General features: G+C 68.1%; 29 protein-coding genes. 17 read left to right on the top strand and 12 right to left on the bottom strand.

Translation table 11 applies throughout. The annotated features are described in order from the left end of the window. Positions 1-63: 63 nt before the first annotated feature. The gene (gene paaK / locus NOW55_RS05345) at positions 64-1,356 is read left to right on the top strand and encodes a phenylacetate--CoA ligase PaaK (RefSeq protein ID WP_256399052.1); all 1,293 of its coding nucleotides are present in this window, start codon (positions 64-66) and stop codon (positions 1,354-1,356) included. Between the two features lie 133 nt (positions 1,357-1,489). Further along, positions 1,490-1,879 (top strand): RidA family protein, encoded by a 390-nt coding sequence (locus NOW55_RS05340; protein WP_256399051.1) that lies wholly within the window; start codon positions 1,490-1,492, stop codon positions 1,877-1,879. Between the two features lie 24 nt (positions 1,880-1,903). Here the strand turns inward: NOW55_RS05340 and paaI are convergent, their stop codons facing one another. The 3 genes from paaI to NOW55_RS05325 are packed head-to-tail and all read right to left on the bottom strand — an operon-like array spanning position 1,904 to position 3,385. Then, positions 1,904-2,338, bottom strand: coding sequence for a hydroxyphenylacetyl-CoA thioesterase PaaI (gene paaI / locus NOW55_RS05335; protein ID WP_256399050.1), 435 nt, complete (start codon positions 2,336-2,338; stop codon positions 1,904-1,906). Next, on the bottom strand, positions 2,331-2,813 hold the full coding sequence (locus NOW55_RS05330; protein ID WP_256399049.1) for a VOC family protein: 483 nt from the start codon (positions 2,811-2,813) through the stop codon (positions 2,331-2,333). The genes paaI and NOW55_RS05330 overlap by 8 nt, the downstream gene beginning before the upstream one ends. Positions 2,814-2,872: 59 nt before the next feature. Next, complete coding sequence (locus tag NOW55_RS05325) at positions 2,873-3,385, bottom strand: DUF8173 domain-containing protein (RefSeq protein WP_256399048.1); 513 nt, start codon at positions 3,383-3,385, stop codon at positions 2,873-2,875. A 126-nt stretch (positions 3,386-3,511) separates the two neighbouring features. Here NOW55_RS05325 and NOW55_RS05320 point away from each other — a divergent pair, with 126 nt between their 5' ends. Further along, positions 3,512-4,780, top strand: a complete 1,269-nt coding sequence (locus tag NOW55_RS05320; protein ID WP_256399047.1) for a M24 family metallopeptidase — start codon at positions 3,512-3,514, stop codon at positions 4,778-4,780. A gap of 240 nt (positions 4,781-5,020) precedes the next feature. Here NOW55_RS05320 and NOW55_RS05315 read toward each other — a convergent pair whose 3' ends face one another. Then, complete coding sequence (locus NOW55_RS05315; RefSeq protein ID WP_256399046.1) at positions 5,021-8,458, bottom strand: efflux RND transporter permease subunit; 3,438 nt, start codon at positions 8,456-8,458, stop codon at positions 5,021-5,023. 142 nt (positions 8,459-8,600) lie between these two features. On the opposite strand from NOW55_RS05315, the gene NOW55_RS05310 reads away from it, so the two are divergent. Next, positions 8,601-9,224, top strand: coding sequence for a TetR/AcrR family transcriptional regulator (locus tag NOW55_RS05310; protein ID WP_256399045.1), 624 nt, complete (start codon positions 8,601-8,603; stop codon positions 9,222-9,224). Here the strand turns inward: NOW55_RS05310 and NOW55_RS05305 are convergent, their stop codons facing one another. Then, entirely contained in the window at positions 9,225-9,731 is a 507-nt protein-coding gene (locus tag NOW55_RS05305; protein ID WP_256399044.1) for a GNAT family N-acetyltransferase, read from the bottom strand. It abuts the gene before it with no gap. 53 nt (positions 9,732-9,784) lie between these two features. Continuing rightward, the gene (locus NOW55_RS05300) at positions 9,785-10,909 is read right to left on the bottom strand and encodes a M24 family metallopeptidase (RefSeq protein WP_256399043.1); all 1,125 of its coding nucleotides are present in this window, start codon (positions 10,907-10,909) and stop codon (positions 9,785-9,787) included. Between the two features lie 132 nt (positions 10,910-11,041). On the opposite strand from NOW55_RS05300, the gene NOW55_RS05295 reads away from it, so the two are divergent. After that, positions 11,042-12,049: an LLM class flavin-dependent oxidoreductase gene (locus tag NOW55_RS05295; protein WP_256399042.1), complete on the top strand. Its 1,008-nt coding sequence runs from the start codon at positions 11,042-11,044 to the stop codon at positions 12,047-12,049. 21 nt (positions 12,050-12,070) lie between these two features. Here NOW55_RS05295 and NOW55_RS05290 read toward each other — a convergent pair whose 3' ends face one another. After that, positions 12,071-12,634, bottom strand: a complete 564-nt coding sequence (locus NOW55_RS05290) for a GrpB family protein (protein ID WP_256399041.1) — start codon at positions 12,632-12,634, stop codon at positions 12,071-12,073. Between the two features lie 96 nt (positions 12,635-12,730). Here NOW55_RS05290 and NOW55_RS05285 point away from each other — a divergent pair, with 96 nt between their 5' ends. The 3 genes from NOW55_RS05285 (at position 12,731) to NOW55_RS05275 (ending at position 14,326) form a co-directional block, all read left to right on the top strand. After that, entirely contained in the window at positions 12,731-13,288 is a 558-nt protein-coding gene (locus NOW55_RS05285) for a class I SAM-dependent methyltransferase (RefSeq protein WP_256399040.1), read from the top strand. 122 nt (positions 13,289-13,410) lie between these two features. Further along, positions 13,411-13,554, top strand: coding sequence for a rubrerythrin-like domain-containing protein (locus tag NOW55_RS05280; protein WP_256399039.1), 144 nt, complete (start codon positions 13,411-13,413; stop codon positions 13,552-13,554). Positions 13,555-13,699: 145 nt separating this feature from the next. Next, positions 13,700-14,326, top strand: coding sequence for a DUF106 domain-containing protein (locus NOW55_RS05275; protein WP_256399038.1), 627 nt, complete (start codon positions 13,700-13,702; stop codon positions 14,324-14,326). Position 14,327: 1 nt separating this feature from the next. Here NOW55_RS05275 and NOW55_RS05270 read toward each other — a convergent pair whose 3' ends face one another. From NOW55_RS05270 to NOW55_RS05255, 4 genes are all read right to left on the bottom strand, one after another. Then, on the bottom strand, positions 14,328-14,783 hold the full coding sequence (locus NOW55_RS05270; protein ID WP_256399037.1) for a DUF7992 family protein: 456 nt from the start codon (positions 14,781-14,783) through the stop codon (positions 14,328-14,330). 194 nt (positions 14,784-14,977) lie between these two features. Next, positions 14,978-15,250 carry a DUF7521 family protein gene (locus NOW55_RS05265; protein ID WP_256399036.1) on the bottom strand — a complete coding sequence of 91 codons (273 nt, stop codon included), beginning with the start codon at positions 15,248-15,250 and terminating at the stop codon, positions 14,978-14,980. Between the two features lie 67 nt (positions 15,251-15,317). Beyond that, positions 15,318-15,623 (bottom strand): DUF7521 family protein, encoded by a 306-nt coding sequence (locus NOW55_RS05260; protein WP_256399035.1) that lies wholly within the window; start codon positions 15,621-15,623, stop codon positions 15,318-15,320. After that, positions 15,624-15,965 carry an ArsR/SmtB family transcription factor gene (locus NOW55_RS05255; protein WP_256399034.1) on the bottom strand — a complete coding sequence of 114 codons (342 nt, stop codon included), beginning with the start codon at positions 15,963-15,965 and terminating at the stop codon, positions 15,624-15,626. It abuts the gene before it with no gap. A gap of 104 nt (positions 15,966-16,069) precedes the next feature. Here NOW55_RS05255 and NOW55_RS05250 point away from each other — a divergent pair, with 104 nt between their 5' ends. From NOW55_RS05250 to NOW55_RS05235, 4 genes are all read left to right on the top strand, one after another. Further along, positions 16,070-17,038, top strand: coding sequence for an ABC transporter ATP-binding protein (locus NOW55_RS05250; RefSeq protein WP_256399033.1), 969 nt, complete (start codon positions 16,070-16,072; stop codon positions 17,036-17,038). Further along, on the top strand, positions 17,035-17,865 hold the full coding sequence (locus NOW55_RS05245) for an ABC transporter permease (protein ID WP_256399032.1): 831 nt from the start codon (positions 17,035-17,037) through the stop codon (positions 17,863-17,865). Before NOW55_RS05250 ends, NOW55_RS05245 begins: the two co-directional genes overlap by 4 nt. Positions 17,866-17,926: 61 nt before the next feature. Then, positions 17,927-18,985, top strand: a complete 1,059-nt coding sequence (locus NOW55_RS05240) for a S66 family peptidase (RefSeq protein ID WP_256399031.1) — start codon at positions 17,927-17,929, stop codon at positions 18,983-18,985. Positions 18,986-19,064: 79 nt separating this feature from the next. Beyond that, on the top strand, positions 19,065-19,784 hold the full coding sequence (locus NOW55_RS05235; RefSeq protein ID WP_256399030.1) for a class I SAM-dependent DNA methyltransferase: 720 nt from the start codon (positions 19,065-19,067) through the stop codon (positions 19,782-19,784). A gap of 1 nt (position 19,785) precedes the next feature. Here the strand turns inward: NOW55_RS05235 and NOW55_RS05230 are convergent, their stop codons facing one another. Beyond that, complete coding sequence (locus NOW55_RS05230; RefSeq protein WP_256399029.1) at positions 19,786-20,223, bottom strand: acyl-CoA thioesterase; 438 nt, start codon at positions 20,221-20,223, stop codon at positions 19,786-19,788. 96 nt (positions 20,224-20,319) lie between these two features. Here NOW55_RS05230 and NOW55_RS05225 point away from each other — a divergent pair, with 96 nt between their 5' ends. The 5 genes from NOW55_RS05225 to NOW55_RS05205 all read left to right on the top strand — a co-directional run bounded on the left by NOW55_RS05225 (position 20,320) and on the right by NOW55_RS05205 (position 24,711). After that, positions 20,320-20,871, top strand: coding sequence for an NUDIX domain-containing protein (locus NOW55_RS05225; RefSeq protein ID WP_256399028.1), 552 nt, complete (start codon positions 20,320-20,322; stop codon positions 20,869-20,871). 95 nt (positions 20,872-20,966) lie between these two features. Beyond that, positions 20,967-22,679 (top strand): TraB/GumN family protein, encoded by a 1,713-nt coding sequence (locus NOW55_RS05220; protein ID WP_256399027.1) that lies wholly within the window; start codon positions 20,967-20,969, stop codon positions 22,677-22,679. After that, entirely contained in the window at positions 22,676-23,287 is a 612-nt protein-coding gene (locus NOW55_RS05215; protein WP_256399026.1) for a zinc metalloprotease, read from the top strand. The genes NOW55_RS05220 and NOW55_RS05215 overlap by 4 nt, the downstream gene beginning before the upstream one ends. 53 nt (positions 23,288-23,340) lie before the next feature. Further along, on the top strand, positions 23,341-23,616 hold the full coding sequence (locus tag NOW55_RS05210) for a hypothetical protein (RefSeq protein ID WP_256399025.1): 276 nt from the start codon (positions 23,341-23,343) through the stop codon (positions 23,614-23,616). Positions 23,617-23,667: 51 nt separating this feature from the next. After that, positions 23,668-24,711 carry a proline racemase family protein gene (locus NOW55_RS05205; protein WP_256399024.1) on the top strand — a complete coding sequence of 348 codons (1,044 nt, stop codon included), beginning with the start codon at positions 23,668-23,670 and terminating at the stop codon, positions 24,709-24,711. Positions 24,712-24,727: the final 16 nt, after the last annotated feature.

The raw sequence follows: 24,727 nt of genomic DNA, 5'->3' as shown, positions 1-24,727 counted from the left end.
CCTCACCAAATCGTTACGGTACAGCACGCGAAACGACTCACCGAACGCTCACAGTCACCACACATGACATACAACGACATCGAAACCGCGTCACGCGACGAACTGAGAGACCTGCAGAACGAACGCCTCCAGCACACCGTCGAGCACGTCTACGAGAACGTGCCGTGGTACCGGGATGCCTTCGAGACGGCGGGCGTCGACCCCGAGGACATCGACAGCGTCGACGAGATCTCGAAGCTCCCGTTCACCACGAAGGAGGACATCCGCGACAACTACCCGGACGGCCTGTTCGCGGTCGACCACAGCGAGCTCCGGCGCGTCCACGCCTCCTCCGGCACGACCGGCAAGCCGAAGATCGTCGCCTACACCGAGGACGACCTCGACGTCTGGCACGAGGTCATGGCCCGGTCGCTGTACGCCGCGGGCGTCCGCGAGGGCGACATGGTCCAGAACTCCTACGGCTACGGGCTGTTCACGGGCGGCCTGGGCTTCCACGACGGCGTCGAGGAGCTCGGTGCCTGCGTCATCCCGACCGGGGGCGGCAACACGGCCCGACAGCTCGACATGCTGCAGGACATGGAGTCCGACGTGCTCTCCTGTACGCCGTCGTACTGCCTCTACCTCGCCGAGTACGCCGAGGAGAATGGCGTCGACATCCAGGACCTCCCGCTGGAGCGCGTCGTCATCGGCGCCGAGCCGTTCACCGACCCGATGCGCGAGGAGATCGAGGAGGCCCTCGACGTGACCGCCGTCGACGTGTACGGGCTCTCCGAGATCATCGGCCCGGGCGTCTCCATCGAGTGCGAGGAGGCACAGGACGGGCTCCACCTCTGGGAGGACCACTTCTACCCGGAGATCGTCGACCCGACGACCGGCGAGGTGCTCGACGAGGGCGAGGAGGGAGAGCTCGTCATCACGTCGCTCACGAAGCAGGCGTTCCCGATGATCCGCTACCGCACCGGCGACATGACCCGCCTGAACTACGAGGAGTGCGAGTGCGGTCGCACCATCGTCCGCATGGACAACGTCACCGGCCGGGCGGACGACCTGCTCATCATCCGTGGCGTCAACGTCTACCCGAGCCAGATCGAGGAGGTCATGGTCGACATGGTCGACGTGGCCCCGTACTACCGCATCGACCTCTACCGCGAGGGCACCCTCGACACGATGGAGCTCACCGTCGAGCACGACGAGTCCTACGACGGGACCCACGAGGAGCTCGAACGGGACATCGAGAGCCGGCTGCAGGACGTCCTCGACGTGAAGCCCGACGAGGTCGAGGTCGTCGGCCCGGGCGTCATCGAGCGCACGGAGGTCGGGAAGGTCAAGCGCGTCTTCGACCACAGGGAGGAATAAACCCTCCCCCGCCCCGGTCTCCGTTCCCGGGGACACCGCGAGGAGTGACCGACTCCACACCGCTGTAGGGACCGTCTGCGGACGACCGCCCGCGGCACGTACCTTCTTGTCGTCATCACCCGTCGGGAGAGGCATGCGTCGCACACACGTCTCCTCCGGCACCGAGTGGGAATCGACGGTCGGCTACTCGCGGGCGGTCCGCGTCGGTGACCGCGTCGTCGTCTCGGGGACGACGGCGACCGACGAAGACGGCGAGGTCGTCGGCGAGGGCGACCCGTACGCCCAGACGATGCAGGCGTTCCGGAACGTCGAGTCCGCACTCGAAGACGCGGACGCATCGCTCTCGGACGTGGTCCGGACACGGATGTTCGTCGCCGACGCCAGCGACTGGGAGCAGGTCGGCAGCGCACACGGCGAGTTCTTCGCGGATGTCCGCCCGGCGTCGACGATGGTCGAGGTCGCGGGGTTCGTCGACGACGCGATGCTGGTCGAGGTAGAAGCGGAGGCGGTCGTCGTGGAGTAGAGCGGCCGCCGGGAGACGACGGCCTCAGTCCACGAACCGGTAGACGCGGCCCCGGAACGTTGCGACCCGGTCGCCGTCGTCCGTGACGGGTATCTGGTACTCCGCGGTCCGGCCCGCCATGTGGGTCTCTCGGGCCTCGGCGCGGAGCGTGTCGCCGACATCGACGGCGTCGAGGTAGCTCATGTTGGTCTCCAGTGCGACGGCCGTCGTGCCGTGTGAGTTCGAGGCGGCGGCGAAGGCAGCGTCCGCGAGCGAGTACACAGCCCCGCCGTGTGGCGTCCCGTGGAAGTTCAGCATGTCCTCGGTGACGGTCAGCTCCAGCGTGGCCGTCCCCGGGCCGAGGTCCACGAGCTCGATACCCAGCTTCTCGCAGAACGGGTCGGACTCGATGCGCTCGCGGACCTCCGCTGGCACCTCCTCGGCACCGTCGTCGCCACCGGTCTCCGTCTCGTCACTCATGGACCGCCACCTCCTCGACGCGGCCGCCGTTGACGAACAGCTCCTCGGGCGGATCCCGTCCCTCGGGGTAGTCCTCGTGGTACTCCATCAGCTGGAACAGGGTCCCCGTCGGGTTCGCGGGCGAGACGAACGCCTCCGTCCAGGTGTCGAACTCGGCGCGGTCGACGACCCGCAGCCCCTCGGCCTCGAGCGAGTCCGCGACGGTGTCGAGATCCGCCACCTCGAGCGTGATGTGGTGCAGTCCCGGCCCGTTCTCGGTCAGGAACCTCGTGAGGAAGCTGTCGTCCTCGATGGGCTCGATGAGCTCGACCCGTGAGGCGTCGCCGAGCCGGTAGTACACCCAGCGGAAGCGGTCCTCGACGGTCTCGTCGTTCAGCTTCTCGCAGCCGAGCGCGAGCAGCACCGGTTCGGCGTCGGCGACCGATTCGACGGCGATGCCGACGTGGTCGACCCGGATGGGCACGTCGTGGGTCATGTGGTCGGGACACACGTGCGACGGCGACAAACCAATTCGGGTGCCGGCAGGCGTTCCGGCTAGTCCAGCCAGTCCCGAAGCACCGCGCCGAAGCCGGCCGCACCGATGCAGAAGGAGACGATGCCACCGATGCCGGTCAGCACGAGCAGACCGTTGAGCCCGGCGGCGACGAGGAGCGGTCCGAGCCACTCGTCGGGCTCGGGCTTCACGAGTCGCTCCGCGATGGCGAGGTAGCCGATGGCCGCGCCGACCGCCCAGACGAGGCTCGCGACGAGGGCGAGGGGGATGGCGAGCACGATGCCGATGATGGTGACGGCAAGCAGGACGATGGCGACGACGAGCCCGAGGAGCAGGACGAGCCCGTAGACGAACGAGCCGACGGCGTCCTCGCGGACCGCGTTCATCATCCGCCTCGTGTAGTCGGGTGCGAGTGCGACCATGATCGCTCCGACGACGAGCGTCGTCAGGAACGCCGAGACGGCCGACCCGCCGAGGTTGACGGCTACGTCGAGGCCGCTCGGGTCGGGGTCGAACCCGGACTGGAGGGCGATGCTGGTCAGCTGTGAAATCATACAGAGTACAGGTCGTCGAACCCGAAAAGGTTTCCAGTCCGTCAAGCTGCCGGCGACCATGAGAAGTGCCAGCAGGGACCGGGGAGCGCCCGTAGTTTGATATGCCTACTGGCGGTAGCATGGTCCATGTACGAACGCACGTTCATGGAGGGAACGCGGGGAACCCAGGCGGTCGACTGGGAGGAGCGCATCGACGTGAAGCGGCTCCGCGAGGAACGCTACGCGAAGGCGCTCGCGCGCCTGGAGGACTCCGAGATGGGGTCGATGCTGCTCGTGTCGGACCCGAACATCCGCTACGTCACCGGGCTGGCGATGACCGGCGGCTCCGGCGCGGACCACTACACCTTGCTCACGGAGGACGGCGACATCGTCCACTGGGACACGGCGGACCACGCGAGCAACCAGCGGTTCAACTGTCCGTGGCTCGACGACATCCGCTACGCCTGCCCCGGTCTCGGCAACGTCCCGCGGGCGTCCGGCCGCGACTCCGCCCGCAGCTGGCTCAAGCAGAAGATGGCCGACCTCGTCTACGAGGCGATGGAGGAGTACGGCGTCCACAAGGAGCCGATGGGCCTCGACGTGGGCAACATGGGGCTCATCGACGCGTTCGAGAACGACGGCGTCGACGTTCGCACGAAGGAGTGCGTCGACCTGATGCACGACGCCCGGAAGATAAAGACGGACGACGAGATCGAGTGCCTGCGCATGGTCGCGGCCATCTGCGAGGCGGGCTTCCAGCAGATCGTCGAGAACGCCGCGCCGGGCAAGCGCGAGTCCGAGGTCTGGGGCGACGCGGTCCGTGAGATCTGGCGTCACGGCGCGATGGCCCAGGGCGGCTACGTCACGTCCGGCCCGAACACCTGGCCGAAGCATCAGGCGAACACGACCGACCGGATGATGCGCCCGGGCGACATCGTCTACGCCGACTTCTACAACATCGGCTACCTCGGCTACCGGTCGTGCTACTACCGGACGTTCTCCCTGGGCGAGCCGACGCAGGCCCAGCAGGACGCCTACGAGACCGCGGTGGACAACCTCTACGACGTGCTCGACCGCATCGAGCCGGGCGCGACCACCGACGAGATCTGCAAGGGCTTCCCCGACATGGAGGGCGAGCACGCCGACTGGTACGGCGCGACCGACCACTGGCAGATGACGACGAACCACTGGGCACACGGGCTGGGCCTCCAGCTCTACGAGGTGCCGCTCATCTGGCGTGGCCTCTCCCCGGACCACCCCATCGAGATCGAGGAGGGGATGACGATGGCCGTCGAGACGATGGAGCCCGCGGACCGCCAGGGCGTCCGCGTCGAGGAGATGGTCGTCGTCCGCGAGGACGGCGTCGAGATACTGAGCCAGTGGCCCGTCGAGGAGATCACGGCCATCGACTACTGAGCCGAACCACCGCCGCGCCCTCCAATCGCAGCTGACGGACGGTCTGCAACGACGAGCGGTCCTCGCAACGGCTGGTGGTGCCGGTAGCGCGTTGCTCGGCGGCTGTTTCGTCACCACCGACGCCCAGACGGTTCTGCGGAACTGCATGGTACTGAACCACGACAGCCGTGGGTATCGGCTTCGTGTCCTCGTCGAACGAGACGGCGGACCACCGGGTACCTCGACTGGCCTGAACCCCGGTCAGTCCTCGGACACCGGCACCGCTCGGTTCGACCCGCCGGTCCGCTCGCGCCCGAGCCACACCCGACAGACGCGCTCGAACTCCCGCTCCGTCATCTCGCCCGCGGACAGCCGGTCCGCGGCGGCCTGGACGTCCTCGTCCCAGGCCTCGCCGCGTTCGAGGACGCGCTGGAACACGTCGTCGACGTGGACGAGTTCGGCGTCGCCACCGACGGGTCGACTGCCGGCCTCGGTCGCGACCTCGCCGTCGACGGTGACGGTGTCGCCGTCCCGTGCATCGGCTGGATGTCTCGTCTCGTAGCTGATTCGGAGCGACTGGTCGTGCTCTCCAGCGTCCCAGAGCGCGTAGAACCCGTCCGTTCGTTCGACCAGTTCCACTGGTTCCGGCGACACCGCCGTCACCTCGTACGGTCCCGGCACGGCTTCCCGCAGCCGCACGCGGCCCACCGCTCCGGCGATGACGACGGAGACCTCGGAGTCGGCGTGTGCCGTCGTCAGCGGGTCCGGGATGGTTCTGGTCGCCGAGAGGCCGTCGCCGGCTGTCGGCTCCGTCTCGTCGGTTCCCGGTCCGTCCGCCGGCATCGCCGGGTCGTCCGTCTCCGGGCCGAACGGGAACTCGGCGGTCGCGTCGAGGTTCCCTTGGCCGCCCCAGCGCGCCCACAGCGCCAGCAGGCTCGGGAGCACGAACACGCTCGCGAGGAACGAGAAGACGATGGTGAGCGCGGTGATGACCCCGAACGACTGGAGGAACGGCAGCAGCGAGACGGTGAGCACGCCGAATCCGCTCGCCGTCGTCGCGGCCGAGGAGAACAGCGCGCCGCCGGTGCCGGTGACGCTCTCGACGAGCGCCGCATCGACCGAGCCGGTCGCCGCCAGCTCCTGGTTGAACCGCTCGCTGACGTGGATGCTGTAGTCGACGCCGAGTCCGATCGTCAGGCTGGTTATCAGCCCGGTGACGATGTTGAACGGGACGCCGAGCAGCGCCATCGAGCCGAGTATCCAGGTCACGGTGAACGCGACGGGGACGACCGTGACAGCGCCGAGCGACGCGCTGCCCTCGCTGACGCGGTAGACGAGCGAGAGGAAGAGGAACACGACGACGAGCGCGACGACGAGCCCCTCCATGACGGTCTCGAGCAGCTGGTCGGCGGTGACGGCGTTGATGACGACCTGGCCGGTCGCCGTCGCCGTCACGCTGTCGCCCTCGACCGTCGCTGCGACCTCGCGCACGTCCTCGGTGACCGCGCTGCCCGAGGCGCTGCCGTCGACGGAGACGACCATGCGTGCGGCGACGTACTCGCCGTCGTCGGTACGCTGGAGCACCTGCGCGGCCTCGTCGGGCGCGGACCGGTGGAGCGCGTCGAACACGGCCGACACGTTCTCGTCGGGGGTGCCGTCGTCGTCGGTGTCGCTCTCGTGCAGGGTCGCGGCGAAGGACTCGTTCTCCGCGGCGACCGACTCCATCACGGTGAGCGGGCTGGTGATGGCGGTCTCGCCGCCGGCGTAGGTCTGGGTCGTCGAGCGACCGGCAGCGTCCGCCTCGGCGTCGGCGAGGCGGTCCAGCGTCTCGGGGTCGGCAACGTCGCCCCGGACGAGGACGGTCGCCTCGGTGTCCTGCCGGACGAAGCGGTCGTTGAGCGTGTCCATCCCGCGCTTGGCACTGTAGTCGCCGGGCGCGAACGGTTCGGGGAGGTCCTTGAGCCACTGGTCGGGGTCCTCGGCGAGGAAGTCGGACTCACTGAAGCTGGTGTCGACCTGCGTCGCCCCGTACGCACCGGCCGTGCTGAGGAGGACCGCGACGACGAGGACGGCGACCGGTGCGCGGCGGGCGAGCGTGGCCCCGACCGCCAGCGTGCGTCCGAGCGGACTGCCCTCGGAGCCGAGGGCGGGCTGGTCGCGCCGGTTGCCACGAGACAGCAGCCACTCGTCGAGTTCGAGCTTGACCGCGGGGACGAGCCCGCCGAAGACGACCAGCGCCGAGACGATGCCGATGGCGCTCACGACGCCGATCTGCCGGAACACCGAGAGGGGGCTGGCGACGTTCGCGAGGAACCCGATGGCCGTCGTGACGGTGACGAACAGGAGAGCGACACCGACGCTCCCGAGGGCTGTCCGCATGGCGGGTCGGGGGTCGACACCGCCGGCGCGCTCCTCGCGGTAGCGCATCACCAGGTGGATCGCGTAGTCGATGGAGAGCCCGATGAGCAGGACGACGACGATGATGAACGGCTGGTTGAAGTCGATGCCGACCCAGCCCATCACGCCGAACGTCCAGACGAGGACGGTCCCGACGCCGGCGATCCCGAGCAGGATGTCGAGCAGGTCACGGTAGGCGAACGCGAGCACGACGACGACGAACAGGGCCGCGAGCGGCCCGACGAGGAGGATGCTGTCGACCATCGAGTCGGTGGTCTCCTCGGCGACGATGCCGCTTCCGAAGACGAGATACGATGCCTCGGCGTCGTCTGCGAGACGTTCCATCGCGAGCTCCGCGTCGACGAGCGAGTCCGGTGCGGACCCCGCGGCTGGCCCTCCACCCTCGACTGCCTGGTGGAACAGCACGAGCGTCGCGTTCGCCTCGGTCGCACCGGGTTCGAAGCCCGTCGGGAGCAGGGCGAGCGACCGCCCGCCGGCGGCTCCGTCGTCGCCGCTGCCGCCGCCGAGCACGACGGCGAGCAGCGACTCCAGCTCAGTCTCGTTCAGGTCCGCGAGCGCCGTCTGCTGGCGGGAGAGCGAGGGGTCGAGCTCAGAGAGCGCCGCGTAGTCCGTGGCGAGAGCGTCGTACTCGGTTTCGAGCAGGCCCACGGAGCCGTTCCGGAGGGCCCGCTCTCGGGACGTCGCGTTCGTCGACTCGTCCCGTAGCGTCCGTGCCGAGTTCTCGAACGTGCGATAGTCGACGGTGTCGAGCGCGACCGAGGTGTTCGCTTCGACAGACTCGAAGGCGGTCTCCACGCTCACGTTGGGGTTGGATTCGAGTGTCAGGAGCGACCGTTCCAGCGCGTCGGCGGTCCGGTTCAGCTCGGTCTCCCGTGCGGCGAGGCTCGCCGCGCGTTCCTCGACGACCGCGCGGGTGCCGACGGCCGATGCGATGCTGCGACCGGTCTCGTTCTCGGCGAGCGACCCCTGAACCGTCTGGTTCGCGACCACTGTCTGCTGGTAGTCGAGGGTGGCCAGCAACGACCCGCGGTCGAGCACGTCACCGTCCGGGTCGGTGACGATTATCTGTGTCACGGCTCCCTCGCCGTCGGTCGAGAAGTTGGCGTCGACGTAGTCCTGAGCGGCCGATTCGGCGGTGTCGCCCTGGAACTGGTCGAGCGACGTCTCCTGTTCGACCATCGGGACGCCGGCTCCGACGAGGGCGGTCAGGACGAGCAGGACCGCGACGACTGCGCGACTGCGGTCGGTGAGGATTGCGGTGATGCGGTTCCCGTCGGTCATCTGGGACACCGCCGGTGTCCCGAAGCGGACTTACTGAACGAACGTTCGGTAACCATGTGCCGAACGAACGTTCGGTCGCTAATAGCTCTTTCGGCTCTGCGCGTCGCAACACGTATCGGTCCCCCACGAATACCGGTGGCACATGGACCAGGCGCGCGACGGCGAGTCGATGGACACACGCGAGCGGATCATGGTCGCGTGTCTCCGGGTGCTCGACAGCCACGGCTACGCCGGACTCTCCATCGGGCGCATCGCCGACGAGGCCGACCTCAGCAAGTCCTCTGTCTACCACTTCTTCGACGACAAGGACGACATGCTGGTGTCCTTCCTCGACTATATGCTCGACCGCTTCGTGGGCCCACTCGACGATTCGTTCGGCGAGGACCCGGAGGCGGACCTCTGGGTCCACCTCGACTTCGCCCTGTTCGGAGCGACCGGGGAGGTCGTCCCCCCGACGCCCGGCGAGTTCGAACCGGGGTCGGGCGAGCCGTTCGTCGAGCTCCGAACTCAGGCCGTCCACGACGAGACCTACCGGCGTCGGTTCACCACTATCGACGAGAACCTGCAGGCGCGTCTCGCCAGCATCATTCGGGACGGCATCGAGGACGGGGCCTTCCGGGAGGTCGACCCGGAGGAGACGGCGGAGCTGTTGCTCACGCTGATGTTGGGTGGGCTCTTCCGGCGTGCGACGGCCGACGGCGTCGACACCGACGCGGTCAGGCGCGAGGTCGAGCGCGTCGTCGAAGCCACCCTGCTCGCGGACTGACTACAGCAGCTTCAGGTAGATGTTCTCGTCGTGCGGCTCGCCGCCGATGGCCGTCGTCGCACGCTGGACGAGCTCGAAACCGAGTGACCGGTAGAACTCGTTGCCCGGCTCGTTCTCCGCGAGCACCATCGCCTCGACGCGCTCGACGCCCCGCGTCTCGAAGTCGTCGGTGGCGTACTCGACGAGCTCGCGACCAGTCCCCTCGCCACGGTAGTCTGGGTCGACGTACACACGGAGCAGGGTTCCGGTGTCGTCGTCGACGACCCCGTGGAGGAACCCGATGACCGGCCCGGCACGCTCCTCGTCGGCGTCCTCGTCGATGGCGACGATGAGCGCCGTGTCGGCGGTGACGGCGTCGAGCTCCAGCCGGTCGGCGTCGTACCACTCCGCGACCGCCTCGCGTGCAGTCTCGCGGGTCAGGATGGCCGGGTAGTCGTGCTCCCAGGACCGCTCCGCGACGTCGATGATCTCCGGAACGTCGTCCGTTGTCGCGTGGCGGAAGTTCATGGTAGCATATGACGCGACCGTGGGGCATTACTGTTCCCCCGAGCCGGACGCGACTACGAGGCGTCGCCGGCGCGCCAGCCCCGCGGCGAGTCGTTCAGCCGCTCGCAGCCGTCCGCGGTGACGACGACGAGGTCCTCGATACGGACGCCGAACTCGTCCTCGATGTAGACGCCCGGTTCGACCGAGAACACCATCCCCGGTTCGAGTTCGGTCTCGTTGCCCTCGACGATGTACGGCGGTTCGTGCACGTCGAGGCCGACGCCGTGGCCGGTCCGGTGGACGAACGCCTCCCCGTAGCCCGCGTCCTCGATGACCGCCCGGGCGGCGCGGTCGACGGACTCGGCCGTGATACCCGGTTCGACCGCCGCGACACCGGCCTCCAGTGCGTCCCGGACGGTGTCGTGGACCTGCTCGAACCCCTCGGGGGGCTCGCCGGCGAACACGACGGTCCGGGTCTGGTCGCCCGGGTAGCCGTCGACGTACGCGCCGAAGTCCAGTACGACCGGGTCGCCCCGACGAATCTCGCGGTCACCGTGGGTGTGGTGGGGCATCGCCCCGTTCGGCCCCGAGCCGGCGATGACGTCGAACGCGAGGGCGTCCCCACTGGAGAGGAGTCGCGACTCGATCTCGGCGGCGAGTTCGCTCTCGGTCCAGCCGACGACGTCCTCGCCGAGGTTCCGGACGGCGACGCTCACCTCGTCCGCGAGTTCGCCGGCCCGGCGCAGGCAGTCGAGTTCGGCCTCGTCCTTCCGGACCCGGAGATCGTCGAACACCGCGCTGGCGAGCCCGAACCTCGCGTCGGGCAGCGCGGCTTCGAGGTCCTGCGTGAACAGCGCCCACATCGTGTCGTCGACGAGGACGTGGCCGTCGGCGGGGACTGCGAGGTCGGCGACCACGTGTTCGACTGCAGCGACAGGGTCGTCACCGTCGCTCCACGTCCGTACGTCCTCGACCCAGCTCTCGGCCCGGACCTGCGAGCCGTAGAGGTCGGGGACGAGGAAGACGGGGTCGCCCTCGCTCGGGACGAACAGGAACAGATGCCGTTCCTGGGGCTCCTCGTCGAAACCGGTCGCGTAGAAGAGGTTCCGGCTCGGGAACAGCACGGCGAGGTCGCCCGCGCCGTCCCGGAGTCGCTGCTGGCAGTCGCGGGTGCGTCGCTCGAAGGCGGCGTCGGTCATGTGCGGGGATTGGATTCCGGGGGACAAGTAGGCCGGTGGGTTCGGTCGCGATACGTTTTCACACACCTGAACCACGGAATCCCGCTGCCGATTGCCGAACCGTTTTCACGTCGCCGAGGGAATTCAACAGGCATGAAACTCGGTACGGGACTGTTCACCTGCCAGCGCCGACCCGACGACGACCGCTCGACGACCGAGATCTACGACGAGATGCTCGAGCTCTCGCGGACCGCCGACGACGCGGGCCTCGACAGCATCTGGGTGTCCGAACACCACTTCACCGAGGACGAGTACCTCCCGGGGACGATGCCGTCGCTTTCGGCCATCGCCGCGCAGACCGAGCAGATAGAACTCGGCACCTGTATCGCGCTCGCGCCGCTGTACGACGGCGTCCGCCTCGCGGAGGACACCGCAACGCTCGACCACATCTCGCACGACCGGACGACGCTCGGGCTGGCCATCGGCTCCAACCCGGGCGAGTTCGAGGCCTTCGGCGTGCCACAGGACGAGCGCGTCGAGCGCCTCTCCGACCAGGTGAAGCTCCTCCGAGCGGCCTGGTCCGAGGGGCCGCTCGACTACGACGCCGAGTTCCACGACATCGACCCGGACGTGTCGGTGACGCCGAAGCCCGTCGACAACGACGTGCCGATCATGCTCGGCGGCGGGGCGAAGCCGGCGGTGCGCCGTGCCGCCCGGACCGCCGACGCGTGGTGTGCGCCCTCGAAGCTCTCCATCGGGGGTCTGAAGAAGCGCATCGAGGACATCAAGAACGTCCGCGAGGAGGAGGACATCGACGGCGACTTCGACTTCTACGTCATCCGGCACGGCTTCGTCGGCGACTCCCGCGAGGAGGCGTGGGAGACGATGAAGCCCGGCTACTTCTACATCCAGCGGCGCTACGCCGAGATATTCTCCGGCGAGCCCGTCGACGAGCTCCCCGAAGAGCGCAAGGAAGAGCTGAAGAAGCAGGCCATCTTCGGCACCCCCGAGCAGGTCGTCTCCGACCTGGAACGCTACCGCGACGCGCTCGGCGACGACGTCCACGTCATCTTCAGGACCTACCATCCCGGCATCGGCACGGAGACGATGGCGGAGTGCATCGAGCGCCTCGGCAGCGAGGTCGCGCCGGAACTGCGGTAGAAAGCGCCGCCGGGAGCCGCCTCAGACCGTCTCGGGCACCGCGAACGCGAAGTCGTAGTCGCCGTTTCTCGCGTCGTCGAGCAGCGTCTCGACGAGCGTCGTCTTTCCGCGCGAGTAGTCGCCGAGGTCGTCGGTCTCCCCGGCGAGTCGGCGCTTCACCGACTCGTACTCGGCACGCAGGTCGTCGCGTTCGCGGAGCACGTCCCGCGTGGCGACGCTGACCTTCCAGCCGTCGTCCGACTCGGCGAAGACGTGGACGTTGAACCGCTGGCCCTCGTGGTGGCGGGGTACGACGTTCCAGCCGTCGTGGTTGTCGTAGCGCGTGCCGCCGACCCGGCCGACGATGGCCGTCGCCACCTCGCGGACCGCGCCGTCGGCGACGACGACGTCGAGGTCGACGATGTCCTTCGCGGCGAGGTCGGGGACCGCGGTCGAGCCGACGTGCTCGACGCGAACGACGCTGTCCGCGAGGCCAGCCGCGGCGAGCGCGTCACGCACCCGGCCGCGCTCGGCCTCGTACCGTTCGACCCACCGCTCGTGACGGGAGTCGGCGAGTTCGATGGGGTCGTCGTGGATGTCGACCATTGGTAGGCGGAGTCGGGCGAGCCACTTGAAACTCCGTGTCCCATGCCACCACCCGCCATCCACCACCGCTACAACGGTGCGGCGTCAACTGCTTGCATGGGATTCCACACCTTCCCCATCGACCGCGCCGACGCACTGGAGGACCCCTCCCGCTACCGCTACTGCTCGCGGGAGGAGCTGGTCGCCGCCCTCGCCCTCGACGGGAGCGAGTCCGTCGCCGACCTCGGCTCCGGTACCGGCTTCTACACCGACGATGTGGCCCCGTTCGCCGCCAGGATGTACGCGGTGGACGTCCAGGCCGAGATGCACGAGCTGTACCGCGAGAAGGGGATGCCCGGGAACGTCGAGGCGGTGACGGCACCGATCGACGACCTGCCGCTCGGGGACGGCGCTCTGGACGCCGCGTTCTCGACGATGACGTACCACGAGTTCGCCGGCGACGGCGCGCTCGACGAGCTACACCGGGTGCTCGGCGAGGGGGGTCGACTCGTCACCGTGGACTGGACCGCGAACGGACTGGGGGAGTCCGGCCCGTCGCGGGACGAACGCTTCGACGCCGAGGACGCGGTGGCCCAGCACGAGGCCGCCGGCTTCACGGTGACGGCTGCGACCGAACGCCCCGAGACGATGCTCGTCGTCGCGACCCGGGACTGAGTAAATGGACATCCGTCCAGTTCGATGACTAGGATGTGTTTAAGGAGTATGGATGGATTTTCGAAGTATACGCTTGTTACAGGATAACGCTTAATTGTGTGGGTGTGTACCATACTAACACGATGGTGCGAACAGACCCATACACACCGACCCACGCCGAGTACGAGTGCGTCCGCTGTGGCGCACGATTCGACTCGGCGGACGCGACCTGCGACAGCCCGCTCTGTGACGGCGAGGTCCGCAACGTCGCCGTCTCACGGGAGTAGTACAGATCCTTGCACGGCAGCCCCCAGCACGGCCAGCACCACCCGATTCCGTTCTGGCGGCTCCGCGTGAGCCGCACTCGCCCCCGGGGCCGACCCGAGAGACCTCTCGGGGAAGATTTAGATACGGCGACAGTCAAGTCAGTGCATGGACACAACTGGCGATGGTGGCTGGTCGACAGCGGACAGCGTCGCCGGACTCCTCGCGCTGGTGCTCGCGACCGGCTACGTCCTCTCGCCGATACAGACCGTGGTCGCGACCGTCTGGTCGGCCGTGCTCGCCCCGCTCTCGGTCGTCCTCCCGTTCTCCGCGCTGCTCCTGCTGCTCGCGGGGACGAACGGCGTGTTCACGGCGCTCCTCCAGGCGAAGCTACGCGACTCCGAACGGGTCGAACAGCTCCAGGAGCGCATCGAGGAGCTCCAGACGCGACTGCGCGAGGCGCGCGAGGCGGACGACCTGTCGGTCGAGGACCTCGACGACGAGCAGCTGGAACTGAACCGGACGATGCTCGCGATGCTGAAGGCGAACGTCCGGCCGCTCGTCTGGAGCATGCTGGTCACGATTCCGACGTTCCTCTGGCTGCGCTGGGTGTTCCTCGCACCCGCCGCCGGTATCGCACCGGCGATGGTGTTCGTCCCGCTGGTCGGCCAGCTGTCGTGGACCGCGACCGTGCTCGGACCGGTCAAGCTGTGGCTGGCGTGGTACTTCGGTGCGTCCCTGTCCACGGGCTTCGTCGCCCGGCGGGTGGTCCGACGGGTCGGCGTCGACCAGTGAGTCAGAAGTCCGGCAGGTCCTCGGGTGGCTCGTAGTCGGCCTCCCAGTCGATGTACTCCTCCTTCAGCACGTCACAGACCACCTGTCCGAGCTCTGTCAGACCTGCGTTGATGGCGGAGACGGTGCCCCACGAGTCGAGGTCGGGGTGGTACGTCCGCTCCTTCCAGTCCTCGGGGACGCCCGGCGCGTGGTAGCCGACGCGGTCCGCGAAGTCGTCCCAGAAGAAGTCGAACTCCGCGAACAGCTCCATCTCCCCGGCGATTCGAAACACCTCCTCGGTCATGTCGGCGTGCTCGGCCCACTCGTTGAACGCTCGGTCCCACGCGCCGTCGTGCAGGAACTCCTCCAGCTCCTCCCGGCGGTAATCCGCGTCGGCCGCGACCGAGGCGTCCTCGTACTCGTTCGGGTCGACCCACTCGAGTTCGGGCGAGGCAGGCGCGTCGACGTCAAGTCCCATGCCGGGAGGTACGCGATGCCCGCCGATAAGGGTGCAGGTCCGTGTTCTTGTTATCGAGGAGGTGGTAGACGAGCCCCATCCGCCCCGACGCCCGGGGCCGGTCCCCGTGGCGCTCCAGGAAGTCCCAGTAGAGCGCAGTGAACGGACGGGCGTCCGCACCGTGTTCTCGTCGGGGTCGTGGCGGCGATGCGTCCTCAGGCCCGGGTCAGCGCGTAGAACACGACGGCGAGACCCACGACGTCGACCAGCTGTCGGAGGATGGAGAGCCCGATGTCGAGCTCCGGCGAGGTGCCACCGGGCAGGAGCAGCAGGAAGTGCACGGTGCCCAGCAGCGCGATGCCGACGGCGAGTGCGCGCATCGCGCGACTCCCGTTCCGGAGGTAGCCACGGTACGCCTGGTAGACGACGAGCAGGCTGACGACGACGCCGACGGCCGCGACCGCCGCGCGCACGAGGAGCGGGTCCATCAGCGCGACACCTCCGGCTGGCGGCCGTCGTGGCGTTCGTTCGTGGCTGTGGTTGGTCCGGTCATGGTCAGTCACCCGCGTAGATGGCGTACAGCACGATGCAGAGACCCGCGAGACGCGCCGTCGCGGCGACCGTGCTCGTCGTGTCGGCCGGGTACCGGAGCGTCGACAGCGCGAGGTTCAGCACCTTCGGAACCGCGACGAGGGTGAACAGCCCGGCGCTGAGCGCGAGGAGACGGGTGCTGTGGGTGCGCTGGTAGCCGCGGTAGGCCCGATAGGCGATGACGCTCGCCAGCGCGATCGAGGCGAAGACGCCGACGAACAGCGCCAGGACGAGTACCGTCGGCCCGCCGGTGGTGGTGACGCCTTGCATCTATCTCAACTCCTCGAACAGGCTGGTGAACCGGTCCGCCGGGTCGGTCTGTCGCTCGATATCTACCTCGAAGCCGTCGTCCCCGAGCTCGATGGTCACCCGCTGGAGGTTGGCGACGAACACCTCGTAGTGGTGGCCGTCGGGGTCGAGTTCCTGTTCGGACTCGACGAGGTCGTGCTCGCGGAGCCGGTCGATGCGCCGGTAGATGGTCGGGGGAGACGCGTCGCAGCGCTCCGCCAGCTCCGTCGCGGACATGGGTTCGGAGCTCGTGTTGATGAGGATCTCCCGGGCGTACTCGTCCTCGAGCAGCCCCGCGACGTCCACGAGCACCTCATCACTCATCGAGTCGGGTTTTCTGCGCGTCCCCTTATAAAAAGGTCCAAACTTTCTGCTCCTGAAGCCGAACCAACGTTTATACAACGCGCGAGGGAGACGAAGCGAACACGATGGCAGCTATCGAAACGAACGCCCTGACGAAACGATTCGGCGACGTCCTCGCCGTCGACGAGCTGGACCTCACGGTCCGGGAGGGGGAGATATTCGGCTTCCTCGGCCCGAACGGTGCCGGCAAGTCGACGACCATCAACATGTTGCTCGACTTCCACCGTCCCTCCAGCGGCTCGGCGACCGTCCTCGGCTTCGACGCCCAGGAGGAGATCGCCGAGATACGCAAGCGCGTCGGCGTCCTCCCCGAAGGTCTCGAACTGTACGACCGGATCACCGCCCGCGAGCACCTCGAACTCTGCGTCGAGATGAAGGACGCAGCGGACGAGCCGATGGACGTGCTCGAACGCGTCGGCCTCAGCGAGGAGGCCGACCGGAAGGCCGGCGGCTTCTCGACCGGGATGTCCCAGCGCCTCGCGCTCGGGATGGCACTCGTCGGCGACCCGGACCTCATCATCCTCGACGAGCCCTCCTCCGGGCTGGACCCGAACGGCATCCAGCACATGCGCGAACTCCTCCGCGACGAGGCCGCCGACGGCACGACCGTCTTCTTCTCCTCGCACATCCTGAGCGAGGTCGAGGCGGTCTGTGACCGCGTCGGCATCATGAGCAAGGGTGAGCTCGTCACGGTCGACACCATCGACAACCTGCGCGAGCGCTCCGGCGACGCCGGCGAGGTCGAACTCACCGTCGAGACGGTGCCCGACGACCTCGGCCTGCAGGTGATGGACGACGTGAGCGACGTCGAGGTGGACGGCGACGAGATCCGCGCCTACTGTCGCAACGGCACAGCGAAGATGAACGTCATCCGGCACGTCGACCGCACGACGACCATCACGAACGTCGTCGCCACCGAGACCTCGCTGGAGGAGCTGTTCAACAAGTACACCGGCGGCGGCCGCGACGGCCTCGACGAGGACGCCCGCGAGCTCGCCGAGGACCGGAAGCACCCCCAGGAGGTGGCCCGATGAGCCTCCAGGCGGTCGTCAAGAAGGACTTCCTCGACGTGCGCCGGGCGAAGCTCGTCTGGGGCGTCGGCCTGCTGTACACGCTCTTTGCCGTGCTCTCGTTCTGGGGCACCGGCTCGAACCCGAACAGCGAGATATACAACGCGCTGTTCTCGATGGCGGGTATCGCCGTCCTCATCATTCCGCTGGTAGCGCTGGTCGCCGCGTACCTGTCGGTCGCCGGCGAGCGCGAGTCCGGGAACCTGAAGTTCCTGCTCTCGTACCCGAACAGCCGCCGTGACGTGGTGCTCGGGAAGTTCATCGCGCGGTCGGCCATCGTGGTCGCCGCCATCGTCTTCGCGTTCCTCGTCGGCCTCGCGATGGCGATGTACTACTTCCCGACGGTCGAGTTCGTCGACTACGTCGGCTTCGTCGCCATCACGCTCGTCTACGCGCTGAGCTACGTCGCCATCGCGGTCGGCATCTCGGCCGCGACGAGCACCCGGTCCCGTGCGATGGGGGCGGCCATCGGCTCGTGGTTCGTGCTCAACGTGTTCTGGAACTTCCTGCCCATCCAGCCGGCGACGGTCATCGAGTTCCTCGCGGACAAGCTCGGCACCAGCGTCTCGCAGAACTTCAAGGACCTCGTCTGGGTGCTGAGCCCGACCGGCTCGTACTTCAACGCGCTCTCGCTCGTCTTCCCCGACCGCATCACCGGCGGCCAGGGGGGCGCTGCGGCCACCGACCCGTTCTACCTCCAGCCCGAGTTCATGTTCGTCATCCTCGCGTTCTGGATCGTCGTCCCGCTCGCGCTGGGCTACTGGCGGTTCGAGCGCGCCGACCTCGGCTGACCCTGCGACCGTCTCACAGACGCACCGAACCCTTTTTCGCCCGGCTTTCGTCGGACCAGCCATGCAGGAGTTCGTCACGCCGCCGCCCGTCGAACGAGGAGACTCGGTGGCCGTGGTCGCACCGGCGTCGAACGCACCGCCCGAGCTCTCGCACGTCTACGAGCTCGGGCTCGAACGGATGCGTGAGACCTTCGACCTCGTACCCGTCGAGTATCCCACCGCGACGAAGGACCCGGAGTGGCTCGCCGACCACCCCGAGGAGCGCGCACAGGACGTGATGGACGCGTTCGCGGACCCCGACGTCTCGGCGGTCGTCGCCAACATCGGCGGGAACGACCAGCTTCGAATCCTCCCCCACCTCGACCCCGAGGTCCTCCGCGAGAACCCGACCCGGTTCTACGGCTGGTCGGACAACACGAACCTCGCGTGCTACCTCTGGAACCAGGGCATCGTCTCGTACTACGGCGGGTCCACGCTGCTGGAGTACGCGATGGACGGCGAGATGTTCGACTACTCGGTCGAGTACATCGGTCGCGCGCTGTTCGAGGAGTCGATCGGCGAGTGGGAGCCGGCCGACTGCTTCACGGACCAGCCCGGCGACTGGGAGGACCCCCGGAGCCTCGACTACCACCGCGACATCGAGCCATCGGACGGCCGTACCTGGGTCGGTGCGGAGGAACCTGCCGAGGGTCGCATCTGGGGCGGCTGCTTCGAGGTGCTCGACCAGTGGTTCATCCACGACGAGTGGCTGCCCGAGCCCGAAGAGCTGGAGGGCTGCGTGCTCGCGCTGGAGACCAGCGAGGCGCTCCCCCACCCCGGTATCGTCAAGGGCTGGCTCCAGGCGCTCGGGGAGGCGGGCTACCTCGAACGGTTCGACGCCGTGCTCGTCGGTCGGGCGACGGCCCGGAACCACACGCCAGCGGGCGACACCCCGGCCCACGAACGTGCGGAGTTCCGCGACCAGCACCGGCAGGTCGTCGAGTCCGTCATCGGGACGTACAACCCGGACGCGCCGGTCGTGATGGACTGCGAGTTCGGCCACACCTACCCGACCTGCCCGCTCCCCATCGGCGGCGAGGTCCGGGTCGATCCCGCGGCGGAGACGCTGACGCTCCAGTAGTCGTGTGACGCCGGCGGGGACACTCCGGTCGCGACGTTCCGCAAGAATTTTCGACGCGGACCCGGTACGACGGTACTCCATGGTTCCCGACGACGACCCCATCGCCAGAGACGCGTACGACGAACTGGCGGACTCGTACGCCGAGGACGTGCGCTCGAACGCCTACAACGCTCACCTGGAGTTCCCCGCCACGTCGTCGATGATCCCGGACGTGGACGGGAAGCGAATCCTCGACGCGGGCTGTGGCACCGGCGTCTACACCGAGTACCTCCTCGACCGGGGAGCCGAGGTCGTCGGCGTCGACGCAAGCGAGGAGATGCTCGCTCACGCCCGCGACGCCGTCGGCGACCGGGCCGAGCTCCGGCAGGGCGACCTCGCCGACCCCCTCGACCTCGATGACGACTCCTTCGACGGCATCGTCAGCGCGCTCGCCCTCGGCTACGTCGAGGACTGGGAGCGGCTGTTCGCCGAGTTCGCCCGAATCCTTCGACCCGGTGGCTTCGTGGTGTTCTCGACGGGCCACCCGCTCGACCAGTTCCCGCTCGACGAGGGCGGCGAGCCGGCCGACGCGGAGAACTACTTCGCGGTCGAGCGGCTGACCAAGGAGTGGGACGTGCCGGTGCCGTACTACCGTCGGCCGTTCTCGGCGGTCGTGAACCCGCTGCTGGAAAGCGGCTTCCAGCTGGAAACCGTGGTCGAACCACGGCCGACGGATGGGTTTCGGGAGCAGCTCCCCGAGCGCTACGAGAAGGAGTCGCGGTACCCGGTGTTCCTCTGCGTGCGGGCGAGCCTGGACTGAGCTACTCCTCGCCGTCGACCGCGGCGTCGTACAGCTCCTGGCCGCGCTCCGTGTCGACGGTCAGCTCGGGGACCGGCGTCGGCTCGTCGTCCTCGTCGATGGCGACGAAGACCATGTACGACTCCGTGGTCAGCTCCGTCTCGGCGGTGTGTGGGTCCTCCCGGAACACCTGGACGCGGGTCTTGACGCTCGTCCGGCCGGCGTCGAAGACGTACGCCCTGACCAGTGCGATGTCGGCCTGCGGGATGGGGCGGCGGAAGTTCGTCTGGTCCATCCGCGCCGTGACGCAGATCTCGCCGGCGAAGCGCATCGCGGCCATCGCGGCGACCTCGTCCATCCACTTCATCACGTTGCCCCCGTGGGCCGCGCCGAGGTTGTTCGCGTCGTTCGGGTTGACGATGACGCGGTTCTCGACGTAGGTATCGGTCAGACTGGGCATGGCTGGTCGTTCCCGGTCCCGATGGAATAGCCTACCGGGTTCGGTCCACGTGATTTGGGAGGCGATTTTAGAGGGTGCTGCACCTAGTGCCGTTCGATGGTCAACTTCCCGCCGGAGTTCTGTCCGTACTGTGGGACGGCGCTCGAACGCACGAGTCACGACGACGGCACGTTCCGGTACTGTACCGACTGCGACCGACCGGTGTTCCACAACCCGGTCCCCGGGACGGGTATCGTCGTCGTCGACGATGAGGAGCTCCTGCTCGTCGAGCGCGGAGTGGGCGAGACGGCCGGCGACTGGATGGTCCCCGGGGGACACGTCGAGCTGGGCGAGCATCCACACGAGACCGCCGCCCGCGAGCTCCGGGAGGAGACCGGTCTCGCGGTGGACTCCGGGGACCTGACGCTGTTCGAGGCGCGCACCGCCGAGACCCAGCCCGGGAAGGAGATCGTCTCGCTGGAGTACGCCGTCGACCGCGAGGCGACGACCGGTGAGCTCTCCGCGGCGGACGACGCTGTCGACGCCGAGTTCTGGACGCCCGACGAGTTCGCGAGCAGCGACGAGTCCCTGCGGCCCAACCACGCGGACCGCTTCGGCCACGACGACCTCGGAGTCCTCATCGCGGCCGCGAACTGGGCGATCCGCTGAGACGGCGCTCCCGCCGACGACAGCCACGAACCCGGGCGTGACAGAGACGAACGCGCTCCGACAACAGTTTACCGTCCGAGTTAGAAGCGGGGGCAATGAGTGATTCAGCCGCCCCTCCGGCACCCGAACCGCCCGACCCGCCGGGCGACGGCGAGGGCTCGGTCACCGTGCTCGGGACGGCCCACGTGTCAGAGCGAAGCGTCGAGGAGGTGCGCGAGACCATCGCGGACGAGCGACCGGACGTCGTCGCCGTCGAGCTCGACGAGGACCGGTACCGGCAGATGCGCGGGGAGACCCCCGACGACATCGAGCCTCGCGACCTGCTCGAGGGCAACACCGTCTTCCAGTTCATCGCGTACTGGATGCTCTCGTACGTCCAGACCCGCATGGGCGAGAAGTTCGACATCGAACCCGGCGCGGACATGCTCGCGGCCGTCGAGGCCGCCGAGGAGCACGGCCTCGGCGTCTCGCTGGTCGACCGCGACATCCAGGTGACCATCCAGCGGTTCTGGCGTCGGATGACGGCACTGGAGAAGGTGAAGATGATGTCGGGGCTCATCTTCGGCGTCGCCGACGCGCTCGTCGTCGGCGTCACGGCCGGCCTGTTCCTGGGGCTGTTCCTCGGCCCACTCGCCGGGTTCGCCGTCCCCGCGCTGTTCGGCGTCGGCACGACGACCATCCAGTCCGTCGCCGGCGGGAGTCTCGTCGGCCTCCTCGCCGGCTACCTGCTCTGGGAGGGCAGTATCCGGACGATGCGCGAGGACCAGTCCATCGCACTCGGTGCCATCGGCGGTCTGACCGTCGGTGCCGGCGTCGCCGCCAGCGGCGTCACCGCGCCGTACGTGGCGACCGTCCTCGGCGGCGGGCTCGGCGTCGCCTTCGCGGCCGGCATCCTCGGTGGTATCCTCGCCGGCATCGGTCTCGGAGCCGTCTTCGGGCTCCTGCTCGCCGTCGCGGGCTACGACGCCGACGAGGTCGAGGAGTACGAGGAGTTCGACATCGACGACCTCACCGACGGCGACGTGGTCACGGCGATGATGGAGGAGTTCCGCCGGTTCTCCCCCGGTGGCGCGCAGGCGCTCATCGACGAGCGCGACGCCTACATCGCCCACAACCTCGTCACGCTCCGGAATCAGGGCTACTCGGTCGTCGCGGTCGTCGGCGCGGGCCACCGCGAGGGCATCGAGCGATTCCTCGCGAACCCGGAGACGCTCCCACCGATGGAGTCGCTGCGGGGGACCGAGAAGAAGCGCCGGTTCTCGGTGTTCAAGGCGTTCGTCTACCTGCTGACCGTCGGCTACATCGCCTTCTTCTTCCTGCTCGTGATGGCCGGCGTCAACGACCTGTTCCTGCTGAAGCTGTTCGCGGCGTGGTTCCTCTACAACGGCATCTTCGCGTTCGGCCTCGCGAAGCTCGCCGGCGCACGGTGGACGAGCGCGGGCGTCGGCGGCGCGATCGCCTGGCTCACCAGCCTCAACCCGGTGCTCGCACCCGGCTGGTTCGCGGGCTACATGGAGCTCCGCCACGACCCCGTCAACGTCGGTGACATCGCCACCCTCAACGAGATACTCTCCGACGAGGAGAGCCCGCTGCTGGACGTCGTCCGTCGGATGTTCGACGTGCCGCTGTTCAAGCTCATCATGGTCGTCGCCGCGACGAACATCGGGAGTGTCATCGCGAGCTTCAGCTTCCCGGTCGTCGTCCTGCCGTGGCTCGCGCCCGACGAGATCGACACCGTCGACGAACTGATGGCCGTACTGCTGCGTGGTGCCGAGAACAGTCTCGACGTCATCGTGGGGCTGCTATGAGCACGACGATGCGCTCCATCAAGGAGACCGAGATTCGGGACTTGTTAGCTGCTTGGGTGGCAATCTCGGTAGCTTTCGCGATACTCGCAGTCCGTTCCGGTTTCGGTTACCGGCAAATTGCAAATCTACCCCTTTCGGAAGCTGTTGTCCTCTGTGCTGTCACGGCTGGCGTGGCGTTCTTGCTCCACGAACTCGCCCACAAGTTTACAGCCCAACACTTCGGCTATCCGGCGGCGTTCAAGGCCGACTACAACATGCTCCTGCTCGCCATCTTCAGTGCGATGGTGGGCTTCCTCTTCGCCGCTCCAGGAGCCGTATACCACCCTCGTACTGGCGAGCGTGAGAGCGGTCTCATCGCTCTTGCTGGACCAGCGACGAACGTCGCACTGCTCGCGGTGTTCTATCCGTTGTTCTTCTTTGGTGGCTTCGTCGAGAGTATCGGTATCCTGGGCGTCTGGATCAACGCCTTCCTCGCCGGCTTCAACATGATCCCGTACGGCCCGCTCGACGGCAAGAAGGTCTGGAACTGGAGCAAGCCCGTCTTCGTCGTCTCGTTCGCGGTCTGTGGCTCGCTGGCGGCGGGTGCGTTCCTCGGCTACCTGCCCTGAACGCGTCTCACGTCATCCCAAGACCTTTGCCGGCAAGACGAATCGGTGTCGGTATGTCGCCCTCCAGACCGTTCTTCGACTCCCCCTCCGGCGAGTTCGACACTGGCCAGATACTGTTCGAGGCCATCCCCCTCGCGAAGCTCGTCGCCGGAATCGGTGTCGCGGCACTCCTCCCGCAACTGGTGCATTGGCTGTTCGTCGAACTCTTCAGTATCACGCCGGCTCTCGGGTTCGTGTTCACGCTCGCGACGCAGTTCGTCCTCGCTGTCGGGACCGGGCTCGTGCTCATCTACGTCGTCGTCCGGGCGCACCAGCTCGCCGACCAGTAGCGGCCTGTCCGACGGCCAACCTACTTGACACTGCGCGACGATTCCCCGTCGATGGACGCCACATCGCTCGGCTGGACCCCGCCCGACGACTGGCGACGGGTGGAGACGCTCGACACGCACACCGGCGGCGAACCGCTCCGCATCGTGCTCGACGGCATCCCGCCGCTGGAGGGCGAGACGCTGCTGGCGAAGCGCCGGTACGTGCGCGACGAACTCGACGACTACCGCCGCGCACTGATGCACGAACCGCGCGGCCACGCCGACATGTACGGCGCGATTCTCACGGAGCCGACCGACGAGCGCGCCGACCTGGGCGTGCTGTTCACCCACAACGAGGGCTACAGCACGATGTGCGGGCACGGGATTGTCGCGCTCGGTGTCGCGTTCGTCGAGGCCGGCCCGTTCGAGCCCGGCGACGATATCGTCTTCGAGACGCCCGCCGGGCTGGTGACGGCGACGACCGCAGGCGGGCGGGACGCCGACGGTCGGCCCCGCGTCGAGCACGTCGCCTTCCAGAACGTCCCGGCGTTCGTCTACGCCCGGGACCGGACCGTCGACGTGCCCGGTGTGGGCGAGGTCGGCTACGACGTCGCGTTCGGCGGCGCGTTCTACGCGTACGTCGAGGCGTCCGACGCGGGAGTCGGGCTCGGAACCGGGGACGCCCCGGAACTCGTCGATGCTGGCCGGCGGATCAAGCGGGCCGTGGCGGACGACCTCGACATCGTCCACCCGACGGAGGAGGACCTCTCCTTCCTCTACGGCACCATCTTCGTCGACGACGACCCGGACTCGGACGCCGACAGCCGGAACGTCTGCGTCTTCGCCGACGGCGAGGTCGACCGCTGCCCGACGGGGACGGGCGTGAGCGGTCGGCTCGCACTCCTCGCAGCCGACGACACGGTCGGACCGGGCGAGCGGTTCACGGTCGAGAGCATCGTCGACTCGCGGTTCACCGGCTGGTACGACGAGGAGACCGAGTTCGAGGGGTACGACGCGGTCGTCCCAACGGTGCAGGGGAGCGCGCACATCACGGGCAGGAACACGTTCGTGGTCGACCCCGACGACCCGTTCCCGGCGGGGTTCTTCCTGCGATAGGGGGACGCTGTGACGA

Source organism: Haloarchaeobius litoreus (genome assembly GCF_024495425.1).
Classification (GTDB): Archaea; Halobacteriota; Halobacteria; order Halobacteriales; family Natrialbaceae; genus Haloarchaeobius; species Haloarchaeobius litoreus.
This window is presented reverse-complemented; position numbering and strand designations above follow the sequence as displayed.